Source organism: Pseudoalteromonas sp. UG3-2 (assembly GCF_037120705.1).
Classification (GTDB): Bacteria; Pseudomonadota; Gammaproteobacteria; order Enterobacterales; family Alteromonadaceae; genus Pseudoalteromonas.
In genome coordinates this window covers 411,104-437,853 of sequence record NZ_JAWLJU010000002.1, presented here as the reverse complement: position 1 = coordinate 437,853, position 26,750 = coordinate 411,104, and the positions used below count along the sequence as shown (strand labels likewise).

The window sequence follows — 26,750 nt, the reverse complement described above, 5'->3', positions numbered from 1 at the left end:
CTCCTTATTTGTTTTGCGCTATCCACTTATCTAGCTGATTAGCAAAATTTTGTTTATCTGCTTGTGACAATGGCGGCGGACCTTGAGTTTGTACGCCAGAGGCACGCATGGTGTCCATAAAGTCTCGAATATTCAGCCGCGACTTAATATTTTCTTTGCTTAGCAATTCACCGCGGGGGTTGAGTGCCGTGCAGTGTTTATCAATCACTTCATCAGCCAAAGGAATATCAGCGGTGATCACCAAATCGCCGACTCCCACGCGTTTGACAATTTCATTGTCGGCTATATCAAAGCCTTTTGGCACTTGCAGCTTTTGAATAAAGGGAGACGGCGGGGTTTTTAAGTACTGATTAGCCACCAAGGTAACGGTAACGGATGCTCGTACCGCGGCACGAAAAAGCATTTCTTTTATCACCACCGGACAGGCATCGGCGTCGACCCAAATTTGTTTTGTCATAGTCTTTCTTTACTGTATTTCTTATGGCTAAGATACTGGAATTCTCATCCTACTTCACCCTTTATGTGGCATTGCTGGGAATCTTCATAACATTTTAAACTTAAGCTCGCACGTTAAATACTGCTGCCAACAGCGTTCGCATACAAGTAAAAAGCACTATCGCAGCCAGTTACTAATCATCAATGAAGCAAACGCCTTTGGCGTAAAGAACGCCGAAGCCTGAGATCACCACCTGCTGCGCCGTTACTTCACAAAACAACTCCCCTCCTCGGGTTGAGGCTTGCCATGCACGAAGCTTTTTGCGACCCAACTGCTCTGCCCAATATGGCGCTAATGCGGCATGAATGGAGCCGGTAACCGGGTCCTCATCGCTGCCATTGGCAGGCCAAAAATAGCGGGAAACAAAGTCATATTCCTGTCCCGGAGCCGTAATGACGACATCATAGGGTGCCAACTGCTTAAGGTCATCACTGTGATACTGACATTTTCGTACACTGTGCTCATCCGCTAAGACGACAACGAACGCTTGGCGATTTTTCAATACCTTCAGCGGTGTTTGATCTAAGCCAGACACTAACGCTGCCGGCGGGTCAACGGGAGTTGGGGCGAGGTTAGGAAATTGCATGGCAATACGGCCATCTGAGTGCTGCTCTACTCGAAGTGTGCCTACGGCTTTGGTCTCAAAGGTCAGCGTGCCCTGGTTATTTTTGCAGTTGAATAATACGTAAGCGCTGGCCAAGGTTGCATGACCGCAAAAGTCAATTTCGCAAAGCGGTGAAAACCATCGGATATGGTAGTGATTTTCCCCATCAGGTTTGATAAATGCGGTTTCCGATAAGTTGTTTTCGGCTGCAATATTTTGCAATATCGCATCATCCGGCCAATGCAAAAATTCGACCACAGCGGCACTGTTACCAGCAAAACGCTTGCGAGTAAACGCATCCACCACGTAGTAGGCTATTTCCACCTGCTTTCCTCCTTTTAGAAACGGCTAAAGTCACGGTATAATGCTTTGTAATCTAAAGCAAATGTATTTGGTTATACGCAGTTGCCTGATCCGTTTCAGCCGCTAACTCGTAAACAATTTATCAATAAAACAGTCGAGGCTTATATGTTCACTGAAGTGATCCTTTCTCTTTTATGTTTGTATTCACTGGCGCTTTTTATCACCAGCTTGCTAATGATCCTAACCACACCAAAACATGACAAGGATAAACACAAGCAAACCGTAACCGAATACACCATGTTTGCCATTGCCTCAGTTGCGGTGTTCTTAGTCGCCTTTTTTATGCGTTAATATTTTTGCTGCCGAGTCGGCGTTATTGACTCGGCTTTACCTGCTCAGAATTGTGCGATTGTCGTTTTTATTCAATTTTTCCTAAGTTCAATTAAGTACAGTGAGGTTGTTTCCAAAATCAAAGGAGTACAACCTATGCAACGCGCCAATTATTTTGACCACACACCAGAACTCATGCAGCACTTGATGCGCCAAGAAACCTTATTGCATCATCATGCCGAAGCAACTGTGGGTATTACCATTTTGGAGCTAATTAAGCTCAGAGCATCGCAACTTAACCAGTGTGCATTTTGTATTGCTATGCACACCCACCAAGCCCGTATGAATGGGATCAGGGATATTCACATTATTGCCTTAAGTGCCTGGCAAGATACGTCACTGTATAACCACAAAGAGCGTGCTGCTTTACAATTATGTGAACGCTTGACACTAGGCAAAACAATTGACGATACTTTATATCAACAGCTCAGTGCAGAATTTGATGAAGACGCTCTCGTCACCCTCACCATAGCCATCAACGCCATCAATAGCTGGAATCGTATGGTGAAAATGTTTAAGCCCGAAGTGGTATTCAATGAATAATAGTATTAAGTTACAATTGCTCCATCCGCAAGGAAAGCTGCAGACATTTGTGCAAGCCATATGGTTTGCACAAGCTGATCAAAGGGGATTGCAATGGCTCCCTTGTGATGGTGGAGACGGTATTGTGATACCAATTTGTGGTGAAATTACGCTTGATGGTCGCTTTTGTCACAACAGTTATTATGTCCACACAGCCACACCTTATGCCACTGCACTCAAAGTCACTCCGGGCAGCTGCTTTTGTGGTATACGTTTTCAACCTGGCGTATACCGCTATTTAAGTGATAGCCAGCATCCTTTGCTGCAACCTGAGCTGCTAAAAAAGGTGACCAAGCAAATGCAGCTGCAACCATCTTTGGCAAACCTAGAACAACTTTTAACGCCCTACATGAACTTTACCTCCCCGCCAGCAGCAATGGCTCAGAGCCAACGCTTTATTCAGCGCATTACCGCTATGGAACCGCTACCATTGGCCTATCAACATACGCCATTAAGCCAACGCCAATTAGAAAGACAGGTCAAAAAGCAATGCGGCCTGACGCCAAAGTGCTTAGCGCGTATTTATCGCATACGTAAGGTGAAAACCATACTTAAGCAACACCCCCACGCTTCCCTCGCAGACGTTGCACTGGCTTGCCACTTTTCCGATCAAGCCCACTTGCAGCGCGAGTTTAAGGCGCTATTAGGGTTAACGCCAAAACGCTACACCAGTCTAATTCGTACTCAGCCTAAGGTTCTGCAAGCCGTTATTTCTGACTCCCATTAAAATGACAGTTATTCAGCAAGGTGGTTTGCAAAAAATCATGTACTTGAACTTGCGCCGCTTTATTAAAGCTATAATGCCCTGCATCCAGCGCTAAGTGATGAAATGGCTTTGCAAAGTCGACCTGCTCTAAATGCTGTTCAATGTTGCTTGCCATTTGATAAGAGGGCCACACCTCGTCCTGTTTTGCCGAGACCAACATTACTGGGCCATTGGTTCTCTCTACCGCGATACGTGCTTTGGCAATATCATCCACTGACGCCTCTGCAAGTGCGGTTACAAAGGCCGGTGTAAATTCACCGGTAATATTGCCCTTTTGCATTTGCCAAGACAGCAAAGGAGCATTGATATAATCCACTGCTTGGCCGTCAAGTACCCAGCTGGCACGGGAAGTAACGGTTTTTACGGCATTCCAACTAACGTGTGAGGGCATAATGGCAATCACATGATTAATGGTTTCAAAATGAGCGCCTAACAACAATGCCAGCTCTGCTCCTTTAGAAAACCCAACCACAGCAACGCACTGAGGGTTCACTCTGGGATCTTCCGTCAGCTTCTTAATGCGCTCAGCAATCGAATTCAGCGACAACTCGGCCGCACTGGCGGGAGTTCCGCTAGAGCCATAGTAAGCCAGCGCCGCTACCTGAGTGCCTAAATGATTAAAACCATCTAAAAACGGCTGCCAATGCGGCTCGGCCAAGGTATTGCCCCCTTCACTTCCACCCAGCACAACCACCAGTGGACGCGGCTGGTCACCTTCAATAAATTGCTGTTTAACATCCGGCACATTTGGCTTTGAACAAGCCGCAAGGGCCCCTACCATCATTACTGGCATTAGTTTCTTTGTCATTTTTATTACCTTTTGACTATTAGAGATTGAGTCGCTGTTTAAGCAATCTCGCCCCGTTACGACTGGTGATCACTTGGATCTGACATTGCTTAAATTTCAGCAGATAGCCGCCACTGGGCCAACGCTGTAAATCAGTTATCGCCGCTTGATTCACCAAGGTGTCACGATGCACCCGTAAAAAAGGCGAAGGTAGTTTTGTTTGCAACGCATCCAATGAGCCTTGCAATGGGTATCGCTGATCGTTGCAATAGGCAATGGCTTGACCATACTCAAGCTTAACTACTTCGATGTCCGCAACATTTATAAAGGCGGTTTTACCTGCTAATTTACTCGGTAAGCTCTCTGACGTGGTGCCTGCTTGGGGGCGATGCGCGCGAGACAAAGCCAGTGCTAAGCGCTCATCCGTGTACGGCTTTAATAAGTAATCCACCGCACCTAAAGTGAAGGCATCGACGGCAAACTCACTGTAAGCGGTGGTAAAAATCACTTTCACTTGGGATTGCATCCTGTGTAACGCTTGAACTAACTCAATGCCATTTATTCCTGGCAAATTAATGTCAATTAAAACAATATCCACAGCACGCTGTGGTATGGCCTGCAATAACGCCTCACCATCACCACAACAGTAACTTAGGTGGTACTGGGGTAAGCCAGCGAGCTGCTGCTTTAGTTTTTCTAAAGCGGGAAGTTCATCTTCAACAATGGCCAGGTTAATCATTTACCACCTCCACAGGAAGCATGAAACTGACCTCTGCACCACCATCGGGGCGGTTGCCTATAGCCAAGTTCGCTGCGGCTTCAAGCTGAAGCCTTGAACGCGTAATTGAAAGACCATAACCCGAACGACCAACCTCAGCTAACGCCTTGTCACTAAAGCCAATACCATTATCCATCACAGTAAACTGAGCATGTTGCTTTTGCTGTTGCACAGACACGGTGACATGCAAAGGTTTGTGCTTAGCATGTTTAATGGCGTTTTCCACAATTGGCTGCAGCATCATCGGGGGAAGCATTAAATTTAGTAACCTTTCGTCAATATCAAAAGTAACCACCAAGTCTTTGCCAAAGCGACATTGCTCTATTTCACACCACTGATTTAATGCCACCAGCTCATCAGCCAAAGTCACTTGGGTCTGAGCCTTGGCAGCGGTTGTTGAATACTGCATTGAATAGCGCAATACCGCCGCCAAGTTATGAACTAATTTTTGGGTCGTGCTTGGCGAAGTGTCAGCAAATGCGGCAATGGTATTGAGGCTATTAAACATAAAGTGGGGATTAAGCTGGCTGTGTAACAACTTAATTTCGGCCAGTTGGCGCTGCTGTTTTTCTTGTTTAAGACTTTGCTGCGACAGGTAAAACGTTACCATCAGATAAATACCACTTGACCAAGGTAAGGCAATACCTAGGGCTGCAAATAAACCCAGCTCCTCGGTGCCGAGTAAGTGGCTGCGAAGCTGCCCCCAGCACCAGCAACCTATCACCATGGCAATATAAAAGGTGAGCAACTGCAACAACCACAAGCGCAGTTTGAGCCTAACGATTGTCACATAGGCAGTGATCATTGGCAGCCAATACAGTAACACTACCGCTGCCAGCGCCGCGGCAAATAAATTCGCCGATATAACCATGCCGCGCTGTAGCCAATCTGTGGCACTAATAGCAAGGCTTACCATGCCAACCAGCAGTAAAATAGTCAGCTGCTCTGTTCGATGTAAACGCAATTCCATAATATATACAAACTGTTATCTATAGTTTGTATAGTACAGATGGCTACTTAAAAATCACCCAAATGTGAGCTTAATGGTCAATTTAACTGCCTCAATGGTGTCTCAAAGCATTTGCCTTACCAGTTTCACCAATAGCAAACCCTGCACCTTCTTATAAAGCCCAGGATATAACAACCGTAAGAGAATATATGCACGAGAATTTATCAACTTAGCGGTTCGCTTAATTAGCATGATTGCGACTATGAATAAACTAATGCAAAACGTTATAAATTTAATCACCTACTTGCCGCGCATTACATTCAATTGCTTGGTGCGCAACAGGAAGCGTTATGGTAAAGCAGGTACCTACTCCCTCCTTGCTCGCTACACTAATGTCGCCACCAATTTCACGGATAATATCGTAGCTAATTGATAAGCCAAGGCCCGTGCCTTGCCCCACGGGTTTGGAAGTGAAAAAGGGATCAAAAATTTTATTAATCACTTTATCATCGATACCAACGCCATTATCGGCCACGTTAATCACCACCTCATCATCGACTAACGCGGTGGATATCTTAAGTTCCCCTTCCTCAAACATTGCTTGCGCTGCGTTAACAAACAGATTGGTGAACACTTGTATTAGTTTGCCAGTATTGGCTTCCACGGCAGGTAACTCAGTTAAATCGGTTATCACACGAACATGGTATTTAAGCTCATTTTCCACTAGGTTCAAGGTGGTTTTAATGCAATTGTTAATGTCACAGGCTTGCCGTTCATCCACATCGGCACGGGAAAATTGCTTTAAGTCTTTCACAATCGCTGTGACCCGCTGCAACCCTGTCACCGACTCTTGTAACAACTCAGACGTATCTTGGTTGATATAGGTGAAGTCTTTTTCTTTTAGCAAGGTGTGCAGTGCCTGCTGATAGTCACTCGCGGGGATTTCTTGTTGCGCTTGTTGAGTTAACGCCATGTACTCTTGATGATAATGCTGCATCACCTCGAGATTACTCATAACAAAACCCAGTGGGTTGTTAATCTCATGGGCAACACCAGCAGCCAATTGCCCCACAGACGCCATTTTTTCGGCGTTGACAAGCTGTTTTTGCGCCGCTGCAAGAGCTTGGTTTCGCTGTTCGAGTTCGAGGTTTTGCTGCTTTAACTCAGCGGTTCTTTGCGCGACTAAGCGTTCTAAGTTAACATTTAGTGACTTAAGCTCCGCCTCATATTCTGACCGCCGCTGGTGCTCTTCCGACAGTGTTTGCGATAGCTCATCAAAGGCATTTGATAGCTCTTCCAGTTCATCTTGACTACGTATTGCAGACCAAGAGAAATCGAACCTCCCAGCATGAATATTCTCCGTAATACGGTGAGCTTGGGCTTTTAATCGGTATAAATTTTGGGTTAAATAAACGCCTAATACGTAGGAAAATACGGCAACAAAAAACATCTCAATTAAGGCAATTGAAATTGTCCAACGTTTTAATTTCGCCAGTAAGGAGTTAATTGCACCGATATCAATCCCAATTTGCACACTGCCGAATTGCGTGGTGCCTTCAGAAATATCGCCTTTGACATCAAAGACACCGTCACTAACCGTTTCGACTAAGTTATCCTCATTAAATTGGCGCTGCAGATAGAATTGATCCCCTGCAAAAGACATGATTTGTTTATCTGTGTTGAGTACTTTTACGTATAAAATATCAGGGTTTTGCAATAACTCTTGAGTAAACGAGTCTAGGGTAGCTAAATCAAAGGATAACAAAGCATCTTTGGTGGCACTGGCGAATAATTGCGTGGTGGTCGTCGCCCGCTTATTCATGGCATCGTTGGCCGATTCCATCATAAAATCAATCACCACAAAAATCAGCACCGTCAACAACACAGCCTCAATCACAGCGGTGCCTATCATGGTTTTAATTCTTAATGACACTTTAGCCATCGCTATTAAGCTCCATACATATTAGTGGTTGATACCAATGAGCGTGTCTATGCCTAAGGATTTAACGTCTGACCAGTCTTCATTCGTTGCTGGGCTAATACCGTTAAAGTTAACCGCTTGCAGTAGTGCTTTGCCCTGCTCTGAGTCATTTAAAGACAACAGCGCGGCAAGCAAACGCGCTTTGGTACTCTCGGGTACGGTGCTTTTCGCAGCAAAAGCGTGTGGTGTGAAGCCTTCGCTGGTCCACAGTACCCGCAACTGATCACGAACTGCCGCGTCGGTATTGTTGAACGTCCGCATCACACCGCCACCTGCCGCCGCAAATCCTTTGGCGACATTTAAATAGACCGAATCATGAGATGAAACATACCTTGGTTGAAAGGCAACACCTCTGGCACTGAGCTCAGCTCGAGTCAAGATGCTTGCAGCAAAGGCCGCCGGCGCTGGAAAAGCAATAACATTATCTTGTAGTTGCTCTAACTGTGAAATGCCTGCGTCTTTTGCCACCACAATGATGCCTTTGATGCGTTTGTCTTTTTGTTTTGCTATCGCTTGATAACCAGCATGCTCGTTAAAGACCACAAAATGATATGGATTCATATAAGCGATATCGTATTCACCGGCCAACACTCTGGACTCGAAGGTAGGTATGTCTTTGGCCGTTTTAAAGACATAATGATCGCCAGTATGGGCATTAATATAGTCAATAATGGGTTGCCAATTTCTTGCTAATTTCGCTGCAGATTGCTGTGGCACAAAGGCAAAACTCAATTCGACTGCCGTTGTAAAGAAACTAGCCAGAGCGCACATGAGTAGGAGTAGCTTTTGCATAACTGCCTTCCAAACCTAGGGATTTATACCAATTCGCTTAATTAATTGGTCTTATTACTGTTTTGCTACTTCAATCCTAGACAGGATTATTGCTATTGCAAAGGTTTATACCAATAAAGAAAGGATTTCGACTGCCGCAGTATGCAGGGTGACAAGCTTGACGCCGTCAAAGTACCAGCCTTTTGCTGGTACTTTGACGGCCTGAGATATTAAGGGGGGATTATTAATATTTAGAGGAATTCAGTTTGCTCAATGCGCGGATTGAAACACGTTCAAATGCTTGACCAAACTGCAGTCCTAACTTTTCTGCCACCCCTTGTTTGGCTTTATATTTCACTTTGTAGAGCTGATGTTCTTGGTTTAATGAAAGTAACAAGTCATCGCTGGTCGATACTTCATCCACTAAGTTAAGCGACATCGCTTGAGTACCAAACCAGTGCTCACCTGTTGCTACTTGCTCTATCGCGACTTGGCTACGATTATCAGCAACAAACTGCTTAAACAAACCATGGGTTTGCTCTATTTCTTCCTTAAACTTTTCTCTGCCTTTATCGGTGTTTTCACCAAATAACGTCAGTGTGCGCTTATATTCACCGGCGGTGACCATTTCAAAATCAACGTTGTTCTTTTTCAACAAGCGATTAAAGTTAGGAATTTGTGCTATCACACCGATGGAGCCAATGATCGCAAACGGCGCAGCAATAATTTTATCTGCCACACAGGCCATCATATATCCGCCACTGGCAGCGACTTTATCAACACAAACGGTAAGTGGGATACCCGCTTGCTTAACTCGAGCTAATTGTGACGCACCAAGGCCATAACCATGAACAACACCACCGCCACTTTCGAGCGCAACCACCACTTGATCTTTGTCTTTATCAGCAATGGTTAAAATGGCATTAATTTCTTCTCTAAGGCTGCTGACTTCATGGGCATCCATGCTGCCATTAAACTCTATAAAGAAGACATTTTTCTGTGAATCCTGGTCTTTGCCTTTTTCTTTGTCTGCTTTTTGTTGTTCTTTGTTCAGCAGTTTTAATGCTTTTTTATCCAGAGTTTGTTCCAGAAAGGTCTGTTTTGACAAGTTCAATGTTTCGCTTAAGTCCGTGACCTCGATCTCACCTTTCTTCGACTTCGGTTTTTGGCTGGCGCCAACAATTAAGACAATCACTGCGGCGATGCCAAATACAATGGTGACTGTTTTGGCCAAAAATAGCCCATATTCAAACAAAAATGCCAAGTCGTTCTCCTCACTTTGGTCAAGACATAAAAAAGGCCGCTTTTCGCGGCCCATTATGGTGTCGAAATTTAACTTAGTTTGCAACTACGTCAGGGTTCGAGATTGGCAATAATAACCCCTTAGATTTCAAGAAGGTTGCAACTTGCTTTTGCATTTCCATCGACGCTGCTGCATGCCCGGCTGCAGTACCACCTGCTTCCGCCTGGAAACCAGTGGTTAGGATCGAGCTATGATGACCTTGTGAGAACTTCACCACATAACTGCTGGGCGCTTGCGTCATTTGAGTTTCACTAGCTGGTTGTAAGCCCATCACAGCTGCCAAAGGTAAGCTTCCCGATAAAACACTGCGCTCAGTGGTAGGTGGGATAACCAAATCAGCGGCATTACCATCCACACCACCAGTGACCACACTCATGTAAACAGGCGTTTGCTGAGCACGTACCATAGGTGCGTAATTTAATGGGTCGGCACTGCCAAGGGTGGTTTGCGAAGCAAAAGCAAACTGATTAACCGTGGCATCAATGGCCGCCAGTGATGCCGTATCTCCTGCCGCCTCTAGGCTTGTTTTAAAGCTAGTGAATGCACAAGGTAGGTATTTACTTTGATCAGCCGCCACCGCGCTACAATCTGCCAAAGCCCCTTCTTGCAAGTAGGAATTGAATGAATTAGAGATTAGGTTACCCGCTGCACTCAGCACTGAACCTTGGACAAACGGACCAAACGACTTAGATTCAATTAGGAAATTAGCAATACCAGAGCCGCCACTGGCAAGGGCTGCTGATTCTACCTTAAATAATGGATCAAGCTGCGGATTCAGCGGTGCATTAGCCATAGACAAGAAGCTTGGACCAACGATAGAACCTAATGAATGACCAAGAAAGCTCACCGATTGGGTATTAAAGTTAACTTGCCCACCAGAGGCCTGGTTGATGAAGTTAAGTCCCAAACGTAAACCTAACAAATCGGCTGCAGACTGTTTCAGGTTATCACGAGCAACCAGCAATGAAGTGAGGTTCATGTAAGACAGTACACTACCTGTTGATGCATTAAAGTCGTCCGTGCCATCACCGTCAACATCAATGCCACGGGCACCATGCATTGGGTGGTCAATTGCCACGGTAGCGAAACCAGCCTGAGTCAACGACAGCGTTAACCCTAGCATGTCTTCTTTTTTACTGGTGATGCCATGTTGCATAATCACCACCGGCCAACCGCCTTCAGGGCGTGTAGATTCATCTGCTGGCATAGTGATTTGCACTGGCACATTAGCAAGCCATTGTTGCTTAGGAAATGGGTTGTATTTAGTGATAAAACGTTGTTTATCCACGCCAATGCTTCTAAAGTTTGATACCCCTTCCGGCACCGGTAAATTAGCACAGGTTTGATCTTCACCTTCAGCTACCGGCGGTAATTGACCGCCTTGTGCTGCATATCCAGCAAGTGTTACCGGGCTGTCGCAAAGCGCTTGCCAATAGGTGTCGGCTAGAGCTGAAATATCTTTGTTTTGTGGTTTGGCTAAGTACTGCGGCAAATTGATTTGCCCTTGCAGTAAACGCACACTGCGAAATGCGGGTAATACGGCATCAGGCACCTTGCCTGTAAGTGCATCAGCCACTGTGATAGTAGGCTGCTGCGGCACCGTAAGTACTGGGTTTTGCTGGGTTGCAGCAGATTGCGCTAATAGCGCTTTAGCACCTGTAAGGCCTGCACCCGTTGACTGTGTGGTCATAGCCGCACTGTAAATAATTTCTTCTTTCGATACCGAACCGAAAGCAGCCACCGCCGTTTCATAACTGCCGATCACGGCCTGTAACGTCTTTTGTGTGTCGGTAACGAGCGACTCAGATTGGCGCAGTAACGTATAAGTAGACGACGCTTCTACGCTTTGTCCACTGGAATCTTTTAAGCCATTGGTTAACACAGTGATGTAAGTGGTCTCCGGCTTAAGTGGTTTAATCGGTACTACCACAATGCCATTACCTGTACCATTAGCCATGGCGACAAAGTCACCTTCTGGGCCAAACTCAAGCTCTGCCACTGGTTTACATGCAATGCCTGACGGAATATCGGCACATTCTGCATCGGTTTGTAAAGGACCGCCCATTTCAACTTCAAATATTCTAACGGAGCCTGGTGTCATCACACTTTGTGGGTCAATTCTGAGACCATTTGGCGTAGTGAAGTCAATCGCGTATGGCATTTGCGTAGACCAACCGTCTAATGCACCAAGTACAATGCCCGGATCGGCATAACTTGCTCTGGTTACCAACGGATTACCATCACCGTCAGTTTCTCCTAAGCGTTCATCAGGCAGGTTTAAGGTGCCATCTTGGGTGCCGGATAGTAAGATATCATTGGGTACAGAGATCACCCCAGCTGATGGGTCAAACTTAACCGACATGGTTGGGGTAACAGGAGTTGATTCGTTCTTTACGTCTTCTAACGTTTCACCGCCTCCACAGCCAGCTAGCGCAGCTGATACTGCGAGTGAGAGTAGCATTTTTTTCATTTTATAGGCTCCGACATAATCTTATTATTATTGTGATAATTCTCGTTAAATCTATGTAATTGCATTTTTAATAAGACATTAGACCAGTTAAACTTAACTCAAACTTTGTTATTTCGCCAGCCATATTTACAATAAATTCGCTAACTTGCCATAGCGTTGTGATAAAATAGTCAAAAATATTAATCGGAGTCCAGAATGCAGACTTATCAAGCGCCCGAAAACGCTCTTGCAAATAAAACCATTTTAATTACCGGCGCCGGTGATGGTATCGGCCGTGTTGCCGCATTGACCTACGCCAAATACGGTGCGACGGTTATCTTACTGGGTAAAACCACCAGCAAACTCGAGGCCGTGTACGATGAAATAGTTGCTGCCGGTTATCCGCAGCCTGCCATAGTGCCAATGGACTTACGTGGTGCCACGAAGCAACATTACCGTGACTTGGCCGCTACGGTTGAGCAACAGTTTGGGAAACTTGATGGGCTGTTAAATAACGCATCTATTCTTGGCTCTTTGGGTCCTTTAGAGCACTTTTGTTCATCCACCTTTGAAAACATCATGAAGGTGAATGTCACCGCACAGGCCATGATCACCAAAGCGTTATTTCCAGTGATGAGAAAAGCGCCACACGCGTCTATTATTTTCACCTCTTCCGGCGTTGGCCGCAAAGGCCGTGAGTTTTGGGGCGCGTATGCTATTTCGAAGTTTGCCACTGAAGGCATGATGCAAACCTGGGCTGAAGAAGTGGGCAAAACCAATATCCGTATTAACTGCATTAATCCTGGGGCGACTCGCACCAGCATGCGTGCTTCGGCTTTCCCAGGTGAAGATAAAGAAAAGTTGAAAACGCCTGAACAATTAATGCCGACGTATTTGTATTTAATGTCGGATGACTCCATTGCCGTTAACGGTGAGTCGTTAGACGCGCAAACCTACTAAGCCTGCAGGCATAAAAAACGTCAGCTTGATGCTGACGTTTTTTTATGCCTCAAAATGGCATTACTTACGCTTTGGCGTTTTTACCCTTTGATTGTGTTTTTTCACTGCCTTGCGGATTTTATTGATTTTCGCCCGCTTATCTTTGCGTTTTTCAGGCATGACTGACAACTTAGTTTGGGTTTCAGGACGCAATGACACTGACTTTCTTAAATAGTTTACGTCTTCCAGTTTCAGCTCTTCCCAGCCCCCTTGAGGTAGACGCTTACTAAGCTCTAACTTGCCATAGCGAATTCGAATAAGGCGCGATACTTCCACTTCTTGCGACTGCCATAAACGTCTTACTTCACGGTTACGACCTTCAGTCAGTGTCACGTTAAACCATTTGTTTAAGCCCTCACCGCCCATGGGTTTAATTTTTAGGAACTTCGCAGGTCCATCATCTAATTCAACTCCCTTGGTTAAAGTGCGTAAAGTTTGGTTCGTCACTTCACCAAATACTCGCGCCGAGTACTCCCGCTCAACCTCATATTTAGGGTGCATTAAGCGGTTCGCCAGTTCACCATCGTTGGTAAACAACAGCAAGCCAGAGGTGTTAATATCTAGGCGGCCAATGGCAATCCAACGATCGCCCTCTAATTTAGGTAAGCGATCAAATACCGTTCTTCTGCCCTGTGGGTCTTTGCGTGTACAAAGCTCCCCTTCAGGCTTATGGTACATCAGCACACGACAAATACGCTCTTGCTGTTGCTCGATCTTAACAATGTGGCCATCAACACGGATCACCGACGTTTCTTCAACTCGATCGCCTAACTTGGCCACTTTACCATCAACACTGACGCGATTGGACTCAATGTACTTTTCCATTTCACGTCTTGAGCCAACTCCAGCTCGTGCTAATACTTTTTGTAACTTTTCACTCATTCAGATGGTTCTCTCACAGAAGGATCATTTAATAACTGGTCAATTTTTTCATTATGTTGCTCAGGTAAGTTTGGCAACTCTCCTAGCCCCGTCAATGAAAAATAATCTAAAAATTGTTTTGTTGTTGCATACAATGCCGGTTTTCCAGGTACCTCTTTGTGCCCCACTACTTTTATCCACTCGCGCTCGGTAAGACTTTTGATAATATTTGAACTGACGGTTACTCCCCGCACTTGCTCAATTTCGCCCCGAGTGATCGGTTGACGATAGGCTATTAAAGCCAGTGTTTCCAAAGTGGCACGCGAGTATTTCGGTGCTTTTTCATGCCATAATTTACTCAGCCAAGGACTCAAGCTAGGACACGCCTGAAAGCGATACCCAGTGCCCACTTCAACCAAGCGTACCCCGCGAGTTTGATAATGGTTAACTAAACGTCCTAGCGCAGCATCAATTCGCTGTGCGGATGCGCTTATATCGGCAAGTACGGTTTCTTTTAGGCGTTTTTTTGATAATGGCTTGTCGGCAACAAAAATAGCAGCTTCAATAAGCTCTTCTAATTGCTCATCGCTCACTCTTCTTTTCATCGGCACACATTGACTATGCAAAACATAAGGGGCGATTGTATCAGAGCCCCCCGCTATTCCCTAACCTTTTAAATGCAGGTAAAGCGCGGCACCTGCTTGTTTGCTTTCAATTTCACCATGAATACAATCAATCAGTTGCTCTTTAATAAGCTCGAGCATGGCAATAAAGGTCACTACCACGCCACTGCGGCCTTCTTCTAGGGTAAATAATTGTGCAAATTGCACCGGCTTACCGGCCTGTTTTAATGTTTGCAAAATCGTGGTCATGCGTTCGCGCGTAGATAATGCTTCTGCGCTAATGTGGTGATGCTCAAACGTTTTTGCCCGAGCCATCACTTCAGATAACGCCACCACCAGCTCTCGCAGTTCCAGTTCAGGAGGCGCTTCAGAGGTATCAAGGCGCTCGTCAACTAAGGCATGGGCAACAAAAATATCCCGCTCTACACGAGGTAGCTCGTCGAGGCGCTCCGCGGCTTTTTTGAATTGCTCATACTCTTGTAATCTTCTTACCAGTTCGGCGCGAGGGTCTTCTTCTTCCTCAAGCTCTTCGTGCTTCGGCAGTAACATTCTGGACTTTATCTGCGCAAGCAGTGCCGCCATCACTAAATACTCACCAGCCAACTCCAACTGCATGTCTTTCATTAGCTCGACATACTTAACGTATTGCTGGGTTATGCTGAAAATGGGCAGCTCTAAAATATCCAGCTTATGGCGTTTAATTAAATATAAGAGAAGATCTAGCGGGCCTTCAAAGGTATCGAGAATAACCTCTAAGGCTTCAGGCGGAATATAAAGATCCTCCGGCTTTTCAATCATGGCCTCGCCATGCAGAAAAGCCAACGGAAGCTTCTGTTGCGCCGCATCACTCATGGTTTTTTGCCACAGCGCCAGTTATTCAAATGGCGTGGTATCACCACATCCGCGACGCAGTACCTGTGGCTCATCTTCAGATAGGTCCACCACTGTGGTGGCTTGTTCCATTAAAATACCACCATGAATGATGAGGTCGACCAGCTTGTCTAGGCGCATACGAATGTCGTCAGGATCCGCTTCGGTGAATTGCTCATCGGGTAAAATCAGTGAACACGACATCATAGGCTCTGCCAATGCTTCTAGCAGAGCGCAAGTAATGGGGTTGTCAGTCACCCGGATGCCAATGGTTTTTTTCTTCTCATTCAGCAACCGCTTTGGTACTTCTTTGGTGCCTTTGAAAATAAACGTGTACGGTCCTGGAGTATTATTTTTAATCATCCTGAACATTTGGTTATCGACTCGAGCATAGGTCGAAAGCTCAGAAAGATCGCGGCACAATAAAGTGAAGTTATGGTGTTTTTCAATGCCACGGATCCGCTCGATGCGCTCTTTCGCTTGTTTATTGCCAAGTGCACAGCCAATGGCATAGCCGGAGTCCGTTGGCAACACCACCACGCCTCCTTGTTCAATAATGTCGGCCGCTTGGCGAATTAATCGCGGTTGCGGGTTATCTGGATGAATATGGAAAAATTGACTCATAAAACTACTCCTCTGAACCTCCCCAATGGCGCCATACCCCTTGACAATCTTTGGGTAAATACAGGTTGCGACCGAGGTCGACCCAGGGCATTGGAAAGTGAAAATCAGACCCTTGACTTGCGAGTAACTCAAACTCTTGACTTAAGCGTCCTAAAAACTGCCGTTCCGTTGGTGGCTGCTGTGGCTGTGCCACTTCCATTGCTTGACCACCTGCCGCTTTAAAATGACTGAGTAACTTTCTTAGCCATTTATTCGACATTTTATACCTTGCTGGATGCGCCAATACTGCCACTCCTCCGGCCGCTCGTATCGCTTCGACCGCAGTGGCAATATCGCACCAATTACTTGGCGTATAGCCTGTTTTTCCGCGAGCTAAAAACTTTTTAAATACCCCTTGAATGTTTTTTGCCACACCACGCTCGACTAACACTTGGGCAAAGTGAGCGCGGGTGATCTGTGCGCTCTTGGCTAATGCTTGCGCATCTTGATAAACATTGTCATAGCCATTTTTGGCTAACCGCGCACCAATCTCTTGAGCTCTAAGCTCCCTTTTTTGCTGTTGCTCGAGCAATAAAGACTGCAACACAGGGTGCTCGGGATCGAAGTTTAAGCCGACAATGTGGATCTCAAAGCTTTCCCATTTGGTTGATATTTCAACGCCATTTATAAGCTCTAACGCTAGGTCATTATTACCAATATAGTCACGCGCAGGGGCAATAGCCGCAATGGTATCGTGATCAGTAATTGCTAATATATCAACACCTTTTTCCGTTGCTCGCTGCAACAGTTCAGCGACGTCTAAGCGGCCATCGGAAAAAGTAGTATGGCAATGAAGGTCATATTTAATCAAAATTTATTAACTATCTCTCTGAATTGTAGGCAATTTGATTATATCACAAGTTATTAGTTACAACCTTAGGTTATTTTCTGATATTTGCTCTTGACAGTGTCCCCCAGAGTGCGGTTTACTGTAACCACTTTAGATTCAACAACGAAATTTTCACAAATGAATAAACAACAGCAAACAACAAACATTTGGTGGTGGCACTCGAGTTAAGCGGGTGTGATTCGTTGTATCTACGATTTCTAAACCCGCGCTATGTCGCGGGTTTTTTTATATTTAAATTTAGAGGTTTTTATGCGCAATACTGTTTCTCTTCATACTTCTTGGTGGTGGCTGCCCTAGCGGGACGGTATTGTTGTGCTTGAACAATAGCCCCCGCGAAGTTGTGCTTTTCGGGGGCTTTTTATTTGCTAAAAAGATTGAGGAATGAGGTTTGATTTTTAGTCATATAACGACCACACCGGGTGAGGTCACCAGCATCAGACAGCGGCGTGATTACATTGCCAGCCCACTGTCATTGTATGCTGGCTTAGACAAGCCCAATTCACTGCTGCTTGAATCAGCAGAAATTGAGTCCAAAGACAACGTAAAAAGCATTGTCTTGGTCGACAGTGCCATTCGTTTTGAATGCAATGGTGATGAGGTAGTGGCCACAGCGTTATCGAACAATGGTGCGCAATTGCTACCTTATCTTGGCCAAAAAGTGCAAAACTGTGATGCACAATTACAAGGTACAACACTGTCATTAAGGTATAACTCAGCGGCCGCAGACATTGATGAGTACAGCAAGCTAAAAGCCGACAACGCCTTTAGCGCCCTGAGAACGTGCATCAATGAAATACAAAGTAACTCAGACACGCCTTTTGCGGTTTTTCTTGGCGGTGTGTTCGCCTACGACATGGTGGCAAACTTTGAAACCCTACCAGAAGTGCCAGACGGCGATAATGACTGCCCTGACTATGTGTTTTACCTTGCTGAAACCTTAGTGGTTATCGACCACCAAGCGCAAACCACCGAGCTCATTGGTAATGTTTTTAATGGACCAGATGTCCATGCCAATTGCTTTGAAGTAGGCAAACAACTCGAAGCCCTTAATCAGCAATGTGACAGCGTGCGTCCTTTTCGATTTGAGCGCAATCATGGCCAGGCGGAGGTAAAGGTAAACATCAGTGACGCCCAGTATTGCCAACAGGTCGAACAGCTGAAAGAAAACATTATCAACGGCGATATTTTTCAAGTTGTGCCGTCTCGAACGTTTTCCTTGCCCTGCCCCGACTCACTGGCAGCGTATCAACAACTCAAGCAACAAAACCCCAGTCCGTATATGTTTTATATGCGTGATGAGCGTTTTGTGTTGTTTGGCGCATCACCTGAGTCGGCACTAAAGTACTGTGAGCAGAGCAACCAAGTTGAGGTGTATCCCATTGCTGGCACTCGGCCACGGGGTAAATTCAGCGATGGTCAAATTAATCCTGACTTGGATAGCCGCATTGAATTAGAACTGCGCAACGATCAAAAAGAACGAGCCGAACACCTGATGCTGGTTGATTTAGCCCGCAATGACGTGGCTCGCATTAGCGTGGCAGGCACGCGCCATGCCAAAGAGCTATTGAAAGTAGACCGTTACTCGCAAGTAATGCATTTGGTCTCCCGTGTGGTAGGCCAGTTAAAACCCGACCTTGATGCCCTGCACGCCTACCAAGCTTGCATGAACATGGGCACCCTCGTCGGCGCACCCAAAGTTAAGGCGGCTGAATTAGTCAGAGCCACTGAACAACAGCGCCGTGGCAGTTATGGTGGTGCAGTAGGCTACTTAATGGGCAATGGTGCCATGGATAGCTGTATCGTTATTCGCTCAGCGTTTGTTAAAAACAATATTGCTTACGTTCAAGCCGGTGCGGGTGTGGTGTTTGATTCCGAGCCCCAAAGTGAAGCCGATGAAACTCGGGCCAAAGCCATGGCAGTGATCAAAGCCGTGCAGTCAACTTTTGTGGAGTACAGCGATGACTAAAGTCTATTTTCTCGATAATTTTGACTCCTTTAGCTACAACTTGGTGGACGAACTGACCATGCTCGGGCTAGAACTGGTGGTGTATCGTAATAACATTCCTGCTCAAACTATTTTCGACAAAATGCATGCAGAAACCGATCCCGTTATCTTAGTGTTATCGCCAGGCCCAGGTTCTCCGAGTGATGCCGGTTGCTTACTGGAGCTCATTGAATTGTGTAAAGGACGTTTTCCGATGCTGGGCATTTGCTTAGGGCAACAGGCTCTGACCCAGAGTTATGGTGGTGAAGTGGGCCGTGCGGGAGAGACCGTTCATGGCAAATCTTCGCTGATTGAGGTCGATGATCACCCTGTTTTTGCAGGGCTTGGTAAGCAGTTCCCAGTGGCGCGATACCATTCTTTAATGGCCACGAAAGTGCCCAACTCACTGCAAGTGATAGCCCGTTATAAAAACATTCCAATGGCGGTTTATCAGGGCCGCGACCGCATCATTGGCTACCAATTTCATCCAGAATCCATTCTTACCCCCAGCGGTGCTCAGCTGTTAAAGCAAAGCATTGCCTATTTGAGCGCATAGGAGACCAACATGGAACCGTTACAATTACTGCTGCAACAACAACACCTCAGCTTTGGCCAAGCGCATTCCCTGTTCTTAAATATTATGCGTGGGCAACTTAGTGAGATTGAGTTAACTGCCGCCTTAATGGCGCTTAAGTTCAAAGGCGAAACTGCCGCTGAAATTGCAGGTGCAGCCCAAGCAATGCGCGATAATGCCAACCACTTCGATACACTACAGCTTGAAGTTGCAGACAGCTGTGGTACCGGTGGCGACGGCAGCAATACCATTAATGTCAGTACCACAGCGGCCATTGTTGCCAGCGCCTGTGGCATTAATATGGTAAAACATGGTAACCGCAGCGTTAGCAGCAAGTCTGGCTCTGCCGATTTACTCAAGGCCTTGGGGATCAATATTGATATGACACCTGAGCAGGCGCAGCACTGCTTAACCGCAACCGGGTTCACGTTCTTATTCGCTCCCCACTACCATAGCGGCGTAAAGCATGCGATGCCAGTGCGCACAGCGCTAAAAACCCGCACTATTTTTAATATTTTGGGACCACTGGCTAACCCTGCACAACCGCAAGTGCAACTGCTCGGGGTGTATGACCCCTCATTGTTGCTGCCAATGGCTGAAACGTTACAACAGCTTGGCACTGCACGAGCTATGGTAGTGCACGGCAGTGGCACAGACGAAATAGCCCTGCATGGCGATACCTTGGTCGCTGAGGTCAACCACGATGAAATTAAACAATACACCCTCTCTGCCAGTGACTTTGGACTAGAAAACTATTCACTTGCCGCCATTGCCGGGGATACGCCACAATACAATGCCAAAGCCAGTTTAGCGATTTTAAATGGTGAAGGCAGCGCTGCACACAATGCAGCGATTATCGCCAATGTCGCGGCATTGCTGGTATTAAGTGACAAGGCCTCAGACTTTAAGCAAGCCAGTGAGATGGTGCAAGAGGTATTAATGACAAAACAAGCCATGGCAACATTGGCAAACATCGTAGAGGTAAGTAATGGCTAATGTGTTAGAAAAAATCGTTGCCGATAAGGCCGCAGAGCTTGAAATTAGAAAAGCGGCGCAACCTTTAGCAAGCTTTATTGATAAGGTGGAGCCCAGTGACCGCCATTTTATTGCCGCGCTGGCGAAGCCCGGAACGCAATTTATTTTAGAGTGTAAAAAGGCATCGCCATCAAAAGGCTTGATCCGATCTCACTTTGATCTCGATGAAATCGCTTCGGTGTATCGCCAATACGCCACTTGCATTAGCGTGCTCACCGATGAGAAATATTTCCAAGGCAGTTTTGACTACCTTAGCACCGTGCGCCAGCAAGTTGAGCAGCCAGTTATATGCAAAGACTTTTTTATCGATGAATATCAAGTGTATCTGGCTCGCCTGCACGGTGGTGACGCCATTTTATTAATGCTCTCTGTTCTCACTGACGAGCAATATCAGCGTTTAGCGAAAGTCGCAAATGGCTTGAATATGGGCATTCTAACCGAGGTGAGTAACGAAGAAGAAGTCACTCGAGCCCTCGCCTTAGATGCCGAGCTTATCGGTATCAATAACCGCAATTTACGTGATTTGTCCACCGACTTGGCTACCACAGAGCGACTGCGCAAACTGATCCCTGCAGACAAAGTAGTGATTTCGGAGTCAGGTATTTACAGCCACAGCGATGTCAAACGCTTAGCCCCTTTATGTGATGGCTTTTTAGTCGGCAGCTCACTGATGGCGGAGCAAGACTTAACCCTTGCCTGTCGCCGCTTAATTTTAGGTGAAAATAAAGTGTGTGGTTTGACTCGCAGTCAAGATGCCGAGGCAGCCTATGAGTCTGGTGCCGTGTACGGCGGGCTGATCTTTTACCCCAAGTCACCCCGTTATGTAGATATTGACTGTGCCAAAGGTGTTATTGAAGGGGCGCCGCTGAACTATGTCGGCGTATTTGTAAACGCGCCCATAGAGCAAGTCTCAGAATACGCCCAGCAATTAAAGCTGGCCGCGGTACAGCTCCATGGCAATGAAGACGAACACTACATTGCCGCACTTAGGAAGCGACTGCCGCTGACCTGTCAGATCTGGAAGGCTCAAGGCGTTGCTGCGGTGCTACCAAAAGCCATGGCGGGAGTGGACAAACATTTATACGACACCCAAACCGCAGCAGGCTCTGGAGGGACTGGCCAAGTATTCGATTGGTCGTTACTACAACAAACAAGCACACAATATATTTTAGCCGGGGGATTAAACCCCGATAATCTTCAAAGCGCGACGGCCTTAGGTGCGGATGGCTTAGATTTAAACTCTGGTGTTGAGCAAGCACCAGGTAAAAAATGCGCAGAAAAAATCGCACAAGCATTTTCACAAATTAGAAAGTATTGAGGTGGACATGAGTAATTCAGCTTATTTTGGCGACTTTGGTGGCATGTATGTGCCCGAGTTGCTAGTACCTGCGCTGAAGCAGTTAGAACACGAATTTGAACAAGCACAGCAAGACCCTAGCTTCCATCAAGAGTTTCATCAGCTGTTGAATGAGTTTGCCGGGCGTCCGACACCGCTCACCAAAACCCGTAACCTGATAAAAAACCCTAAGGTGTCGTTGTATTTAAAGCGCGAAGACCTACTCCATGGCGGTGCCCACAAAACCAACCAAGTATTAGGGCAAGCACTGCTCACCAAACGCATGGGTAAAACCGAAGTGATCGCAGAAACCGGTGCCGGTCAGCACGGTGTAGCCACGGCTATTGCTTGCTCATTATTAGGCTTAAAATGCCGCGTTTACATGGGTGCCAAAGACGTTGAACGGCAACAGCCAAACGTCTTTCGCATGCGCCTAATGGGCGCTGAGGTGATCCCAGTCACGGCGGGCTCAGGTACGTTAAAAGATGCGGTAAATGAGGCGCTACGTGATTGGTCAGCTAACTATAAAACGGCGCATTACTTATTGGGCACAGCGGCAGGACCGCACCCCTTCCCGACCATAGTACGTGAATACCATAAGATGATCGGCGAAGAAGCCAAAGAACAAATCTTAAAAGCCGAGGGACGCTTACCAGACGCGGTAATTGCCTGTGTCGGTGGTGGCTCCAATGCCATTGGTATGTTCGCAGACTTTATTGACGATGACAGTGTCAAGTTAATAGGCGTTGAGCCTGCAGGTAAGGGCCTAGATACTAAAGCGCATGGGGCAACCTTGTGTAAGGGCTCAAAAGGCATTTTACACGGTGCCTATACTTATATTATGCAAACCGCCGATGGCCAAATCGAAGAATCGCATTCTGTATCAGCGGGTCTTGACTACCCTGCTGTAGGCCCACAGCATGCGTATTTACATGAAACCGGCCGTGCTCAATATGTTGGTATTAGCGATGATGAAGCGCTGGAAGCCTTCCAAACGCTTTCCAAACATGAAGGCATTATTCCAGCATTGGAGTCAAGCCACGCACTGGCTTATGCCATTAAGTATGCCGAACAACAAACTGAAGAAACCATTATTGTGGTGAATTTAAGTGGTCGTGGCGATAAAGACTTAGCCCACGTTCACCAAGTATTAGCAGAGCGAGGAGCGCTATGAAACGTTACGATGCCATGTTTGCACAGCTAAAAGAAAAAGACCAAGGCGCATTCGTCCCCTTCGTCACCATTGGCGATCCTGGTAAAGCGCAGAGCCTTGAGGTCATTAAAGCGTTAATTGATGGCGGCGCGGATGCCCTTGAGCTCGGCATTCCCTTTTCCGATCCCATTGCCGACGGCCCAGTGATCCAAGCAGCCAATAACCGCGCTCTTGCTGCACAGGTAAATACCCAAGATTGCTTGGAGATTATTGCTGAAGTGCGTCGTTACAACAGTGATATTCCAATTGGCTTATTACTCTATTCCAATCTTATTTTTGCCCGTGGTATAGAAACATTTTATCAACAGGCAAAGGCCGCTGGGGTTGATTCCATTTTAGTGGCGGATGTGCCCTTACACGAAGCCAAGCTATTTCGCCAAACCGCCATGGAGCACGATGTCGCCCCTATTTTCATCGCCACGCCCAATGCCAGTGACGATACCTTGCGAGAATGCGCTACTCGTGGCCGCGGCTACACTTACTTATTATCTCGAGCTGGCGTCACCGGCACCGATACCGCTGCACAAATGCCTGCTAATGAAGTGGTGACTAAGTTAGTAGAGTATCACGCAGCGCCGGCACTACTTGGATTTGGTATCTCTGAACCTGAGCATGTCAAAGCGGCAATCCAATCGGGTGCGGCAGGTGCCATTAGCGGCTCCGCCGTGGTTAAGATCATTGAGCAACATCTAGATGAGCCAAAGACCATGCTGTTTGAGCTAAAGACTTTTGTCGAGCGCATGAAGGCAGCAACCCAAGTTTAAACGACTAAAAAGGCCAGTTTTCTGGCCTTTTTATCATGATTGTATTGCCTCTTTCAGGGCTTTGGCGGGTTTAAATAGAATCTTATTTTGCCCCTCAATAGTTATTTCTTCACCGGTTTGCGGATTACGGCCTAATTTCGGCGGATGGTAACTCAATGTGAAGGTGCCAAAGCCGTTAAATTGCATCTGATCCCCTTCGGACAGGCGTTTTTTTGTGGTATGCAAAATGGCATCCAGTGCAGCTTGGCAGTCTATCTTGGTCAATCCGCTGACATTGGCCATCTTGGCTACTAATTCTTTTTTATTCATACCCTACCTCTAATACCAAATTTCGAGCGCTGCAGGCTAGGTGTTTCGGGCCTGAAAGTCAATCTTGATGTTTTAAGTTCACACTGCTAAAGCGACAATGTGCGATTGCGTTGCATATCCTTGTCATCTCAAGCTGCTATAGTGATGGTTAGCCGGTTTTGCAACAGACTCAAAGGGGTACTCCAATTGAATGCTAGCCAATATCGTTGGTGTGAACTGCTGGTGATTTTTTTCATTCTCCCTATGGTGGCCTACCAATTCCGCGCTCACCTGAGCAATTGGTTATTCCCAGCGTTGATCATTTTAATGGCCATTTGCACTCACCTGCTGCTGACCGATCCACACTTTAAACGCTTTCGCTTAACCAGTTTGGGGGAGTTTTCAACGGTAAAACGCCGGTTGTTCACTACTTTTTTTGCCGGGGCGATGTTTTCCGCGATGTTTTACGGTTTATTAAGCCAAGGTAATTGGTTTGCCCTGCCACTGCACTCACCGCTGGATTGGTTAATGCTGCTGCTTGCCTATCCTATTCTATCAGTATTACCGCAAGAGCTGATTTTTCGCAGTTATTTTTTCCATCGTTATAAACGTATCTTACCCAGCAAAAACCAACGCATCATCTTAAGTGCTGTGGTGTTTGCCTTGGCACACTGTGTGTATGATAACTGGGTGGCGGTGGCGCTATCTTTTGTCGGTGGTTTGTTGTTTGCTTATACCTATGCCCATAGCCGTTCATTGGCAGTGTGTGTATTGGAGCATAGTCTTTGGGGGTTATGGATGTTTACCATTGGGGTTGGTAGTTATTTAGACTCTGGAGTGCAATTTAGTTAGCAGTGACCCCAAGACAAGCTTGAGGTCACCAATAAACTAGAAGCCAAATAAGCTGATGGCAAAGTACTTAGTGGCGACCGTATTAACAAAGATCACCAGCAAAATGACCGGAATGAATGTAGACAGAGAGAAGTTGATGTACTTTTCGGTAAAGCTACCAATGTAACCATCACACCCTTGTGCTAATTCTTCACTTAATCCTGACTTTTTCCAGCGATAAGTAACAAATAAACACACCATCAAGCCATTAAGCGGCAAAATCGTGTCGTAAAAAACATCGTAAACTAAGTCAAAGAAGCTCTTTTGCGCATCACCATAGTAGATAAAGCTAGTTAACCACTCCACCATACCAAACGACATAGTAGATAAAATGGTTAATAACCCGGTTGTGAGTGCCAACACAATCAACGCCTTTTTGCGTGAAATGTTTTTCTCTTCCATTAACGTCGCGGTGGGCACCTCAACAATGGACACCAAGGAGGTGATCGCCGCAAAAAACACTAATAAGAAGAAGATACCAGCCACTATTGACGCGCCGACATAGCCAATGTCATTTTGTAAGGCTAATAACAGTTTCGGCAAATAATCAAAGATCATCGACACCGATGAGTCGGATAACTCGGTTGGGTCAGTATCTGGGTTAAAGCTGAAAATGGCCGGCAGTACCATTAAACCAGCAATAAAGGCCACTAGCGAGTCGGTCACTGCAACCATCTTTGAACTACCAACGATGTCGTCTTTTTTAGAAATGTAAGAGGCGTAAGTGATTAAAATACCCATTCCCAGCGATAACGAGAAAAAGGCTTGGGATAAGGCGCCATTTAACACACTGGCGTCCATTTTAGAGAAGTCAGGCACAATGTAGTAACGCACACCAGCCATGGCATTATCTAACGTTAACACGTATGCCACCAAGCCTAACAACATCACAAATAAGGCTGGCATCAGTAGTTTAGCGGCTTTCTCAATCCCTTCTTTGACGCCGCCAATTAGAATAAGATTGACGATTACACCCACCACCAGCATGTATAAGAATACGGCTTGGTCATTGATGAAAGTGCCAAAGTAACCTGGCTGCGCCAGTAAATCGAGGTTCCCCATCAGCGTTTGCGTTAAAAAGCCAAAAATCCAGACGGTGATCACCATGTAAAATACGGCGATCATAAACGGCGTGAGGACCGCTAAGAACCCCGCTATCGACCACTTTTTATCGCGATTAGACAGTTGTTTATAGGCACCATAGGGATCTTTTTGTGCCTTACGCCCCATGGCCATTTCCGCCATCATAACTGGCAGACAGATAAACGCCACAAATAAGGCGTAAATTAGTAGAAATGCACCGCCACCATTTTTCGTAGCAGAGACAGGAAAGCCGACTAGGTTTCCTATTCCAACAGCGGAGCCTGCCGCTGCCAATATAAAACCCAATCGCGAGCTAAAATGCTCTCGGTTTGCACTCATTACAGTCAACCTTATTATTATTTTCTATAGATATCCGCTCGACTCTACCAGCCTAGGCGCGTGCTTTTCAAGTTTAAATGACCAATCACCACAAAAAGCCCAGCTCCATTTACTTTTGTATTTTAGCCGTTTTATCATATGGTCGAGAACGGGTAAGAAAATGCCCTTAAAATCGATAAAAATAACAACAAATACTTAGAAACCTATCGGGAACTAAT

The 26,750-nt window shown here is 46.2% G+C and carries 27 protein-coding genes; 11 read left to right on the top strand and 16 right to left on the bottom strand.

The window, feature by feature from the left end; translation table 11 throughout:
• Positions 1 to 4: 4 nt before the first annotated feature.
• Together R3P39_RS05330 and R3P39_RS05325 are read right to left on the bottom strand one after the other, a co-directional pair.
• The gene (locus R3P39_RS05330; RefSeq protein WP_336566116.1) at positions 5 to 457 is read right to left on the bottom strand and encodes a YaiI/YqxD family protein; all 453 of its coding nucleotides are present in this window, start codon (positions 455 to 457) and stop codon (positions 5 to 7) included.
• 172 nt (positions 458 to 629) lie between these two features.
• Entirely contained in the window at positions 630 to 1,424 is a 795-nt protein-coding gene (locus tag R3P39_RS05325) for a PhzF family phenazine biosynthesis protein (RefSeq protein ID WP_336566115.1), read from the bottom strand.
• Positions 1,425 to 1,505: 81 nt separating this feature from the next.
• Between R3P39_RS05325 and R3P39_RS05320 the strand changes: the two genes are divergently transcribed.
• From R3P39_RS05320 to R3P39_RS05310, 3 genes are all read left to right on the top strand, one after another.
• Positions 1,506 to 1,754, top strand: a complete 249-nt coding sequence (locus R3P39_RS05320) for a hypothetical protein (RefSeq protein ID WP_336566114.1) — start codon at positions 1,506 to 1,508, stop codon at positions 1,752 to 1,754.
• A gap of 135 nt (positions 1,755 to 1,889) precedes the next feature.
• A complete protein-coding gene (locus tag R3P39_RS05315; RefSeq protein ID WP_336566113.1) occupies positions 1,890 to 2,336 on the top strand; it encodes a carboxymuconolactone decarboxylase family protein in 447 nt (148 codons plus the stop codon).
• Positions 2,329 to 3,102, top strand: a complete 774-nt coding sequence (locus R3P39_RS05310; RefSeq protein ID WP_336566112.1) for an AraC family transcriptional regulator — start codon at positions 2,329 to 2,331, stop codon at positions 3,100 to 3,102. Before R3P39_RS05315 ends, R3P39_RS05310 begins: the two co-directional genes overlap by 8 nt.
• On the opposite strand, the gene R3P39_RS05305 is transcribed toward R3P39_RS05310, so the two are convergent.
• The 7 genes from R3P39_RS05305 to R3P39_RS05275 form a co-directional block, all read right to left on the bottom strand.
• The gene (locus R3P39_RS05305; protein WP_336566111.1) at positions 3,083 to 3,949 is read right to left on the bottom strand and encodes an acyl-CoA thioester hydrolase/BAAT C-terminal domain-containing protein; all 867 of its coding nucleotides are present in this window, start codon (positions 3,947 to 3,949) and stop codon (positions 3,083 to 3,085) included. The genes R3P39_RS05310 and R3P39_RS05305 overlap by 20 nt on opposite strands.
• 19 nt (positions 3,950 to 3,968) lie before the next feature.
• Complete coding sequence (locus R3P39_RS05300) at positions 3,969 to 4,667, bottom strand: LytR/AlgR family response regulator transcription factor (protein ID WP_336566110.1); 699 nt, start codon at positions 4,665 to 4,667, stop codon at positions 3,969 to 3,971.
• On the bottom strand, positions 4,660 to 5,676 hold the full coding sequence (locus R3P39_RS05295; protein WP_336566109.1) for a sensor histidine kinase: 1,017 nt from the start codon (positions 5,674 to 5,676) through the stop codon (positions 4,660 to 4,662). The genes R3P39_RS05300 and R3P39_RS05295 overlap by 8 nt, the downstream gene beginning before the upstream one ends.
• 271 nt (positions 5,677 to 5,947) lie before the next feature.
• Positions 5,948 to 7,597, bottom strand: coding sequence for a sensor histidine kinase (locus tag R3P39_RS05290; RefSeq protein WP_336566107.1), 1,650 nt, complete (start codon positions 7,595 to 7,597; stop codon positions 5,948 to 5,950).
• A gap of 21 nt (positions 7,598 to 7,618) precedes the next feature.
• Positions 7,619 to 8,428: a phosphate/phosphite/phosphonate ABC transporter substrate-binding protein gene (locus tag R3P39_RS05285; protein WP_336566106.1), complete on the bottom strand. Its 810-nt coding sequence runs from the start codon at positions 8,426 to 8,428 to the stop codon at positions 7,619 to 7,621.
• A 223-nt stretch (positions 8,429 to 8,651) separates the two neighbouring features.
• Positions 8,652 to 9,671 (bottom strand): protease SohB, encoded by a 1,020-nt coding sequence (sohB, locus tag R3P39_RS05280; protein WP_336566104.1) that lies wholly within the window; start codon positions 9,669 to 9,671, stop codon positions 8,652 to 8,654.
• Between the two features lie 73 nt (positions 9,672 to 9,744).
• A complete protein-coding gene (locus tag R3P39_RS05275; protein ID WP_336566103.1) occupies positions 9,745 to 12,180 on the bottom strand; it encodes a VolA/Pla-1 family phospholipase in 2,436 nt (811 codons plus the stop codon).
• Between the two features lie 195 nt (positions 12,181 to 12,375).
• Here R3P39_RS05275 and R3P39_RS05270 point away from each other — a divergent pair, with 195 nt between their 5' ends.
• On the top strand, positions 12,376 to 13,119 hold the full coding sequence (locus R3P39_RS05270; RefSeq protein ID WP_336566102.1) for a YciK family oxidoreductase: 744 nt from the start codon (positions 12,376 to 12,378) through the stop codon (positions 13,117 to 13,119).
• 60 nt (positions 13,120 to 13,179) lie between these two features.
• Here R3P39_RS05270 and rluB read toward each other — a convergent pair whose 3' ends face one another.
• Genes rluB through rnm form a run of 5 tightly spaced genes read right to left on the bottom strand, consistent with a single transcriptional unit; the run spans position 13,180 to position 16,986 of the window.
• Positions 13,180 to 14,040 carry a 23S rRNA pseudouridine(2605) synthase RluB gene (gene rluB / locus R3P39_RS05265; RefSeq protein WP_336566100.1) on the bottom strand — a complete coding sequence of 287 codons (861 nt, stop codon included), beginning with the start codon at positions 14,038 to 14,040 and terminating at the stop codon, positions 13,180 to 13,182.
• Entirely contained in the window at positions 14,037 to 14,624 is a 588-nt protein-coding gene (gene scpB, locus R3P39_RS05260; RefSeq protein WP_336566099.1) for an SMC-Scp complex subunit ScpB, read from the bottom strand. The genes rluB and scpB overlap by 4 nt, the downstream gene beginning before the upstream one ends.
• Positions 14,625 to 14,684: 60 nt before the next feature.
• Complete coding sequence (locus R3P39_RS05255; protein WP_336566098.1) at positions 14,685 to 15,494, bottom strand: segregation and condensation protein A; 810 nt, start codon at positions 15,492 to 15,494, stop codon at positions 14,685 to 14,687.
• Between the two features lie 21 nt (positions 15,495 to 15,515).
• Positions 15,516 to 16,136, bottom strand: coding sequence for an L-threonylcarbamoyladenylate synthase (locus R3P39_RS05250; RefSeq protein WP_336566097.1), 621 nt, complete (start codon positions 16,134 to 16,136; stop codon positions 15,516 to 15,518).
• Positions 16,137 to 16,140: 4 nt separating this feature from the next.
• The gene (gene rnm, locus R3P39_RS05245; RefSeq protein ID WP_336566096.1) at positions 16,141 to 16,986 is read right to left on the bottom strand and encodes an RNase RNM; all 846 of its coding nucleotides are present in this window, start codon (positions 16,984 to 16,986) and stop codon (positions 16,141 to 16,143) included.
• 427 nt (positions 16,987 to 17,413) lie between these two features.
• On the opposite strand from rnm, the gene R3P39_RS05240 reads away from it, so the two are divergent.
• Genes R3P39_RS05240 through trpA form a run of 6 tightly spaced genes read left to right on the top strand, consistent with a single transcriptional unit; the run spans position 17,414 to position 23,931 of the window.
• A complete protein-coding gene (locus tag R3P39_RS05240; protein ID WP_336566095.1) occupies positions 17,414 to 18,991 on the top strand; it encodes an anthranilate synthase component 1 in 1,578 nt (525 codons plus the stop codon).
• Entirely contained in the window at positions 18,984 to 19,565 is a 582-nt protein-coding gene (locus R3P39_RS05235) for an aminodeoxychorismate/anthranilate synthase component II (protein WP_336566094.1), read from the top strand. The genes R3P39_RS05240 and R3P39_RS05235 overlap by 8 nt, the downstream gene beginning before the upstream one ends.
• A gap of 9 nt (positions 19,566 to 19,574) precedes the next feature.
• Entirely contained in the window at positions 19,575 to 20,579 is a 1,005-nt protein-coding gene (trpD, locus tag R3P39_RS05230) for an anthranilate phosphoribosyltransferase (protein ID WP_336566093.1), read from the top strand.
• On the top strand, positions 20,572 to 21,936 hold the full coding sequence (trpCF, locus tag R3P39_RS05225) for a bifunctional indole-3-glycerol-phosphate synthase TrpC/phosphoribosylanthranilate isomerase TrpF (RefSeq protein WP_336566092.1): 1,365 nt from the start codon (positions 20,572 to 20,574) through the stop codon (positions 21,934 to 21,936). Before trpD ends, trpCF begins: the two co-directional genes overlap by 8 nt.
• A gap of 7 nt (positions 21,937 to 21,943) precedes the next feature.
• Positions 21,944 to 23,128, top strand: a complete 1,185-nt coding sequence (trpB, locus tag R3P39_RS05220) for a tryptophan synthase subunit beta (RefSeq protein WP_336566090.1) — start codon at positions 21,944 to 21,946, stop codon at positions 23,126 to 23,128.
• On the top strand, positions 23,125 to 23,931 hold the full coding sequence (gene trpA / locus R3P39_RS05215) for a tryptophan synthase subunit alpha (RefSeq protein ID WP_336566089.1): 807 nt from the start codon (positions 23,125 to 23,127) through the stop codon (positions 23,929 to 23,931). Before trpB ends, trpA begins: the two co-directional genes overlap by 4 nt.
• A gap of 33 nt (positions 23,932 to 23,964) precedes the next feature.
• On the opposite strand, the gene R3P39_RS05210 is transcribed toward trpA, so the two are convergent.
• Positions 23,965 to 24,240, bottom strand: coding sequence for an HU family DNA-binding protein (locus R3P39_RS05210; RefSeq protein ID WP_336566088.1), 276 nt, complete (start codon positions 24,238 to 24,240; stop codon positions 23,965 to 23,967).
• A gap of 186 nt (positions 24,241 to 24,426) precedes the next feature.
• Here R3P39_RS05210 and R3P39_RS05205 point away from each other — a divergent pair, with 186 nt between their 5' ends.
• Complete coding sequence (locus tag R3P39_RS05205; protein WP_336566087.1) at positions 24,427 to 25,071, top strand: CPBP family intramembrane glutamic endopeptidase; 645 nt, start codon at positions 24,427 to 24,429, stop codon at positions 25,069 to 25,071.
• A gap of 36 nt (positions 25,072 to 25,107) precedes the next feature.
• Here the strand turns inward: R3P39_RS05205 and R3P39_RS05200 are convergent, their stop codons facing one another.
• Positions 25,108 to 26,532 carry a sodium-dependent transporter gene (locus R3P39_RS05200; protein WP_336566086.1) on the bottom strand — a complete coding sequence of 475 codons (1,425 nt, stop codon included), beginning with the start codon at positions 26,530 to 26,532 and terminating at the stop codon, positions 25,108 to 25,110.
• Positions 26,533 to 26,750 lie beyond the last annotated feature (218 nt).

Excerpts from the sequence above, each read along its gene's own strand:
- R3P39_RS05295 (WP_336566109.1), bottom strand. The coding sequence starts at position 5,676 with ATGGAATTGCGTTTACATCGAACAGAGCAGCTGACTATTTTACTGCTG.
- trpB (WP_336566090.1), top strand. The coding sequence starts at position 21,944 with ATGAGTAATTCAGCTTATTTTGGCGACTTTGGTGGCATGTATGTGCCC.
- R3P39_RS05285 (WP_336566106.1), bottom strand. The coding sequence starts at position 8,428 with ATGCAAAAGCTACTCCTACTCATGTGCGCTCTGGCTAGTTTCTTTACA.
- R3P39_RS05235 (WP_336566094.1), top strand. The coding sequence starts at position 18,984 with ATGACTAAAGTCTATTTTCTCGATAATTTTGACTCCTTTAGCTACAAC.
- trpCF (WP_336566092.1), top strand. The coding sequence starts at position 20,572 with ATGGCTAATGTGTTAGAAAAAATCGTTGCCGATAAGGCCGCAGAGCTT.
- R3P39_RS05210 (WP_336566088.1), bottom strand. The coding sequence starts at position 24,240 with ATGAATAAAAAAGAATTAGTAGCCAAGATGGCCAATGTCAGCGGATTG.
- R3P39_RS05330 (WP_336566116.1), bottom strand. The coding sequence starts at position 457 with ATGACAAAACAAATTTGGGTCGACGCCGATGCCTGTCCGGTGGTGATA.
- R3P39_RS05315 (WP_336566113.1), top strand. The coding sequence starts at position 1,890 with ATGCAACGCGCCAATTATTTTGACCACACACCAGAACTCATGCAGCAC.
- trpA (WP_336566089.1), top strand. The coding sequence starts at position 23,125 with ATGAAACGTTACGATGCCATGTTTGCACAGCTAAAAGAAAAAGACCAA.
- R3P39_RS05275 (WP_336566103.1), bottom strand. The coding sequence starts at position 12,180 with ATGAAAAAAATGCTACTCTCACTCGCAGTATCAGCTGCGCTAGCTGGC.
- scpB (WP_336566099.1), bottom strand. The coding sequence starts at position 14,624 with ATGAAAAGAAGAGTGAGCGATGAGCAATTAGAAGAGCTTATTGAAGCT.
- R3P39_RS05290 (WP_336566107.1), bottom strand. The coding sequence starts at position 7,597 with ATGGCTAAAGTGTCATTAAGAATTAAAACCATGATAGGCACCGCTGTG.
- R3P39_RS05255 (WP_336566098.1), bottom strand. The coding sequence starts at position 15,494 with ATGAGTGATGCGGCGCAACAGAAGCTTCCGTTGGCTTTTCTGCATGGC.
- rluB (WP_336566100.1), bottom strand. The coding sequence starts at position 14,040 with ATGAGTGAAAAGTTACAAAAAGTATTAGCACGAGCTGGAGTTGGCTCA.
- R3P39_RS05305 (WP_336566111.1), bottom strand. The coding sequence starts at position 3,949 with ATGACAAAGAAACTAATGCCAGTAATGATGGTAGGGGCCCTTGCGGCT.
- R3P39_RS05310 (WP_336566112.1), top strand. The coding sequence starts at position 2,329 with ATGAATAATAGTATTAAGTTACAATTGCTCCATCCGCAAGGAAAGCTG.
- R3P39_RS05300 (WP_336566110.1), bottom strand. The coding sequence starts at position 4,667 with ATGATTAACCTGGCCATTGTTGAAGATGAACTTCCCGCTTTAGAAAAA.
- R3P39_RS05250 (WP_336566097.1), bottom strand. The coding sequence starts at position 16,136 with ATGAGTCAATTTTTCCATATTCATCCAGATAACCCGCAACCGCGATTA.
- R3P39_RS05270 (WP_336566102.1), top strand. The coding sequence starts at position 12,376 with ATGCAGACTTATCAAGCGCCCGAAAACGCTCTTGCAAATAAAACCATT.
- R3P39_RS05200 (WP_336566086.1), bottom strand. The coding sequence starts at position 26,532 with ATGAGTGCAAACCGAGAGCATTTTAGCTCGCGATTGGGTTTTATATTG.
- trpD (WP_336566093.1), top strand. The coding sequence starts at position 19,575 with ATGGAACCGTTACAATTACTGCTGCAACAACAACACCTCAGCTTTGGC.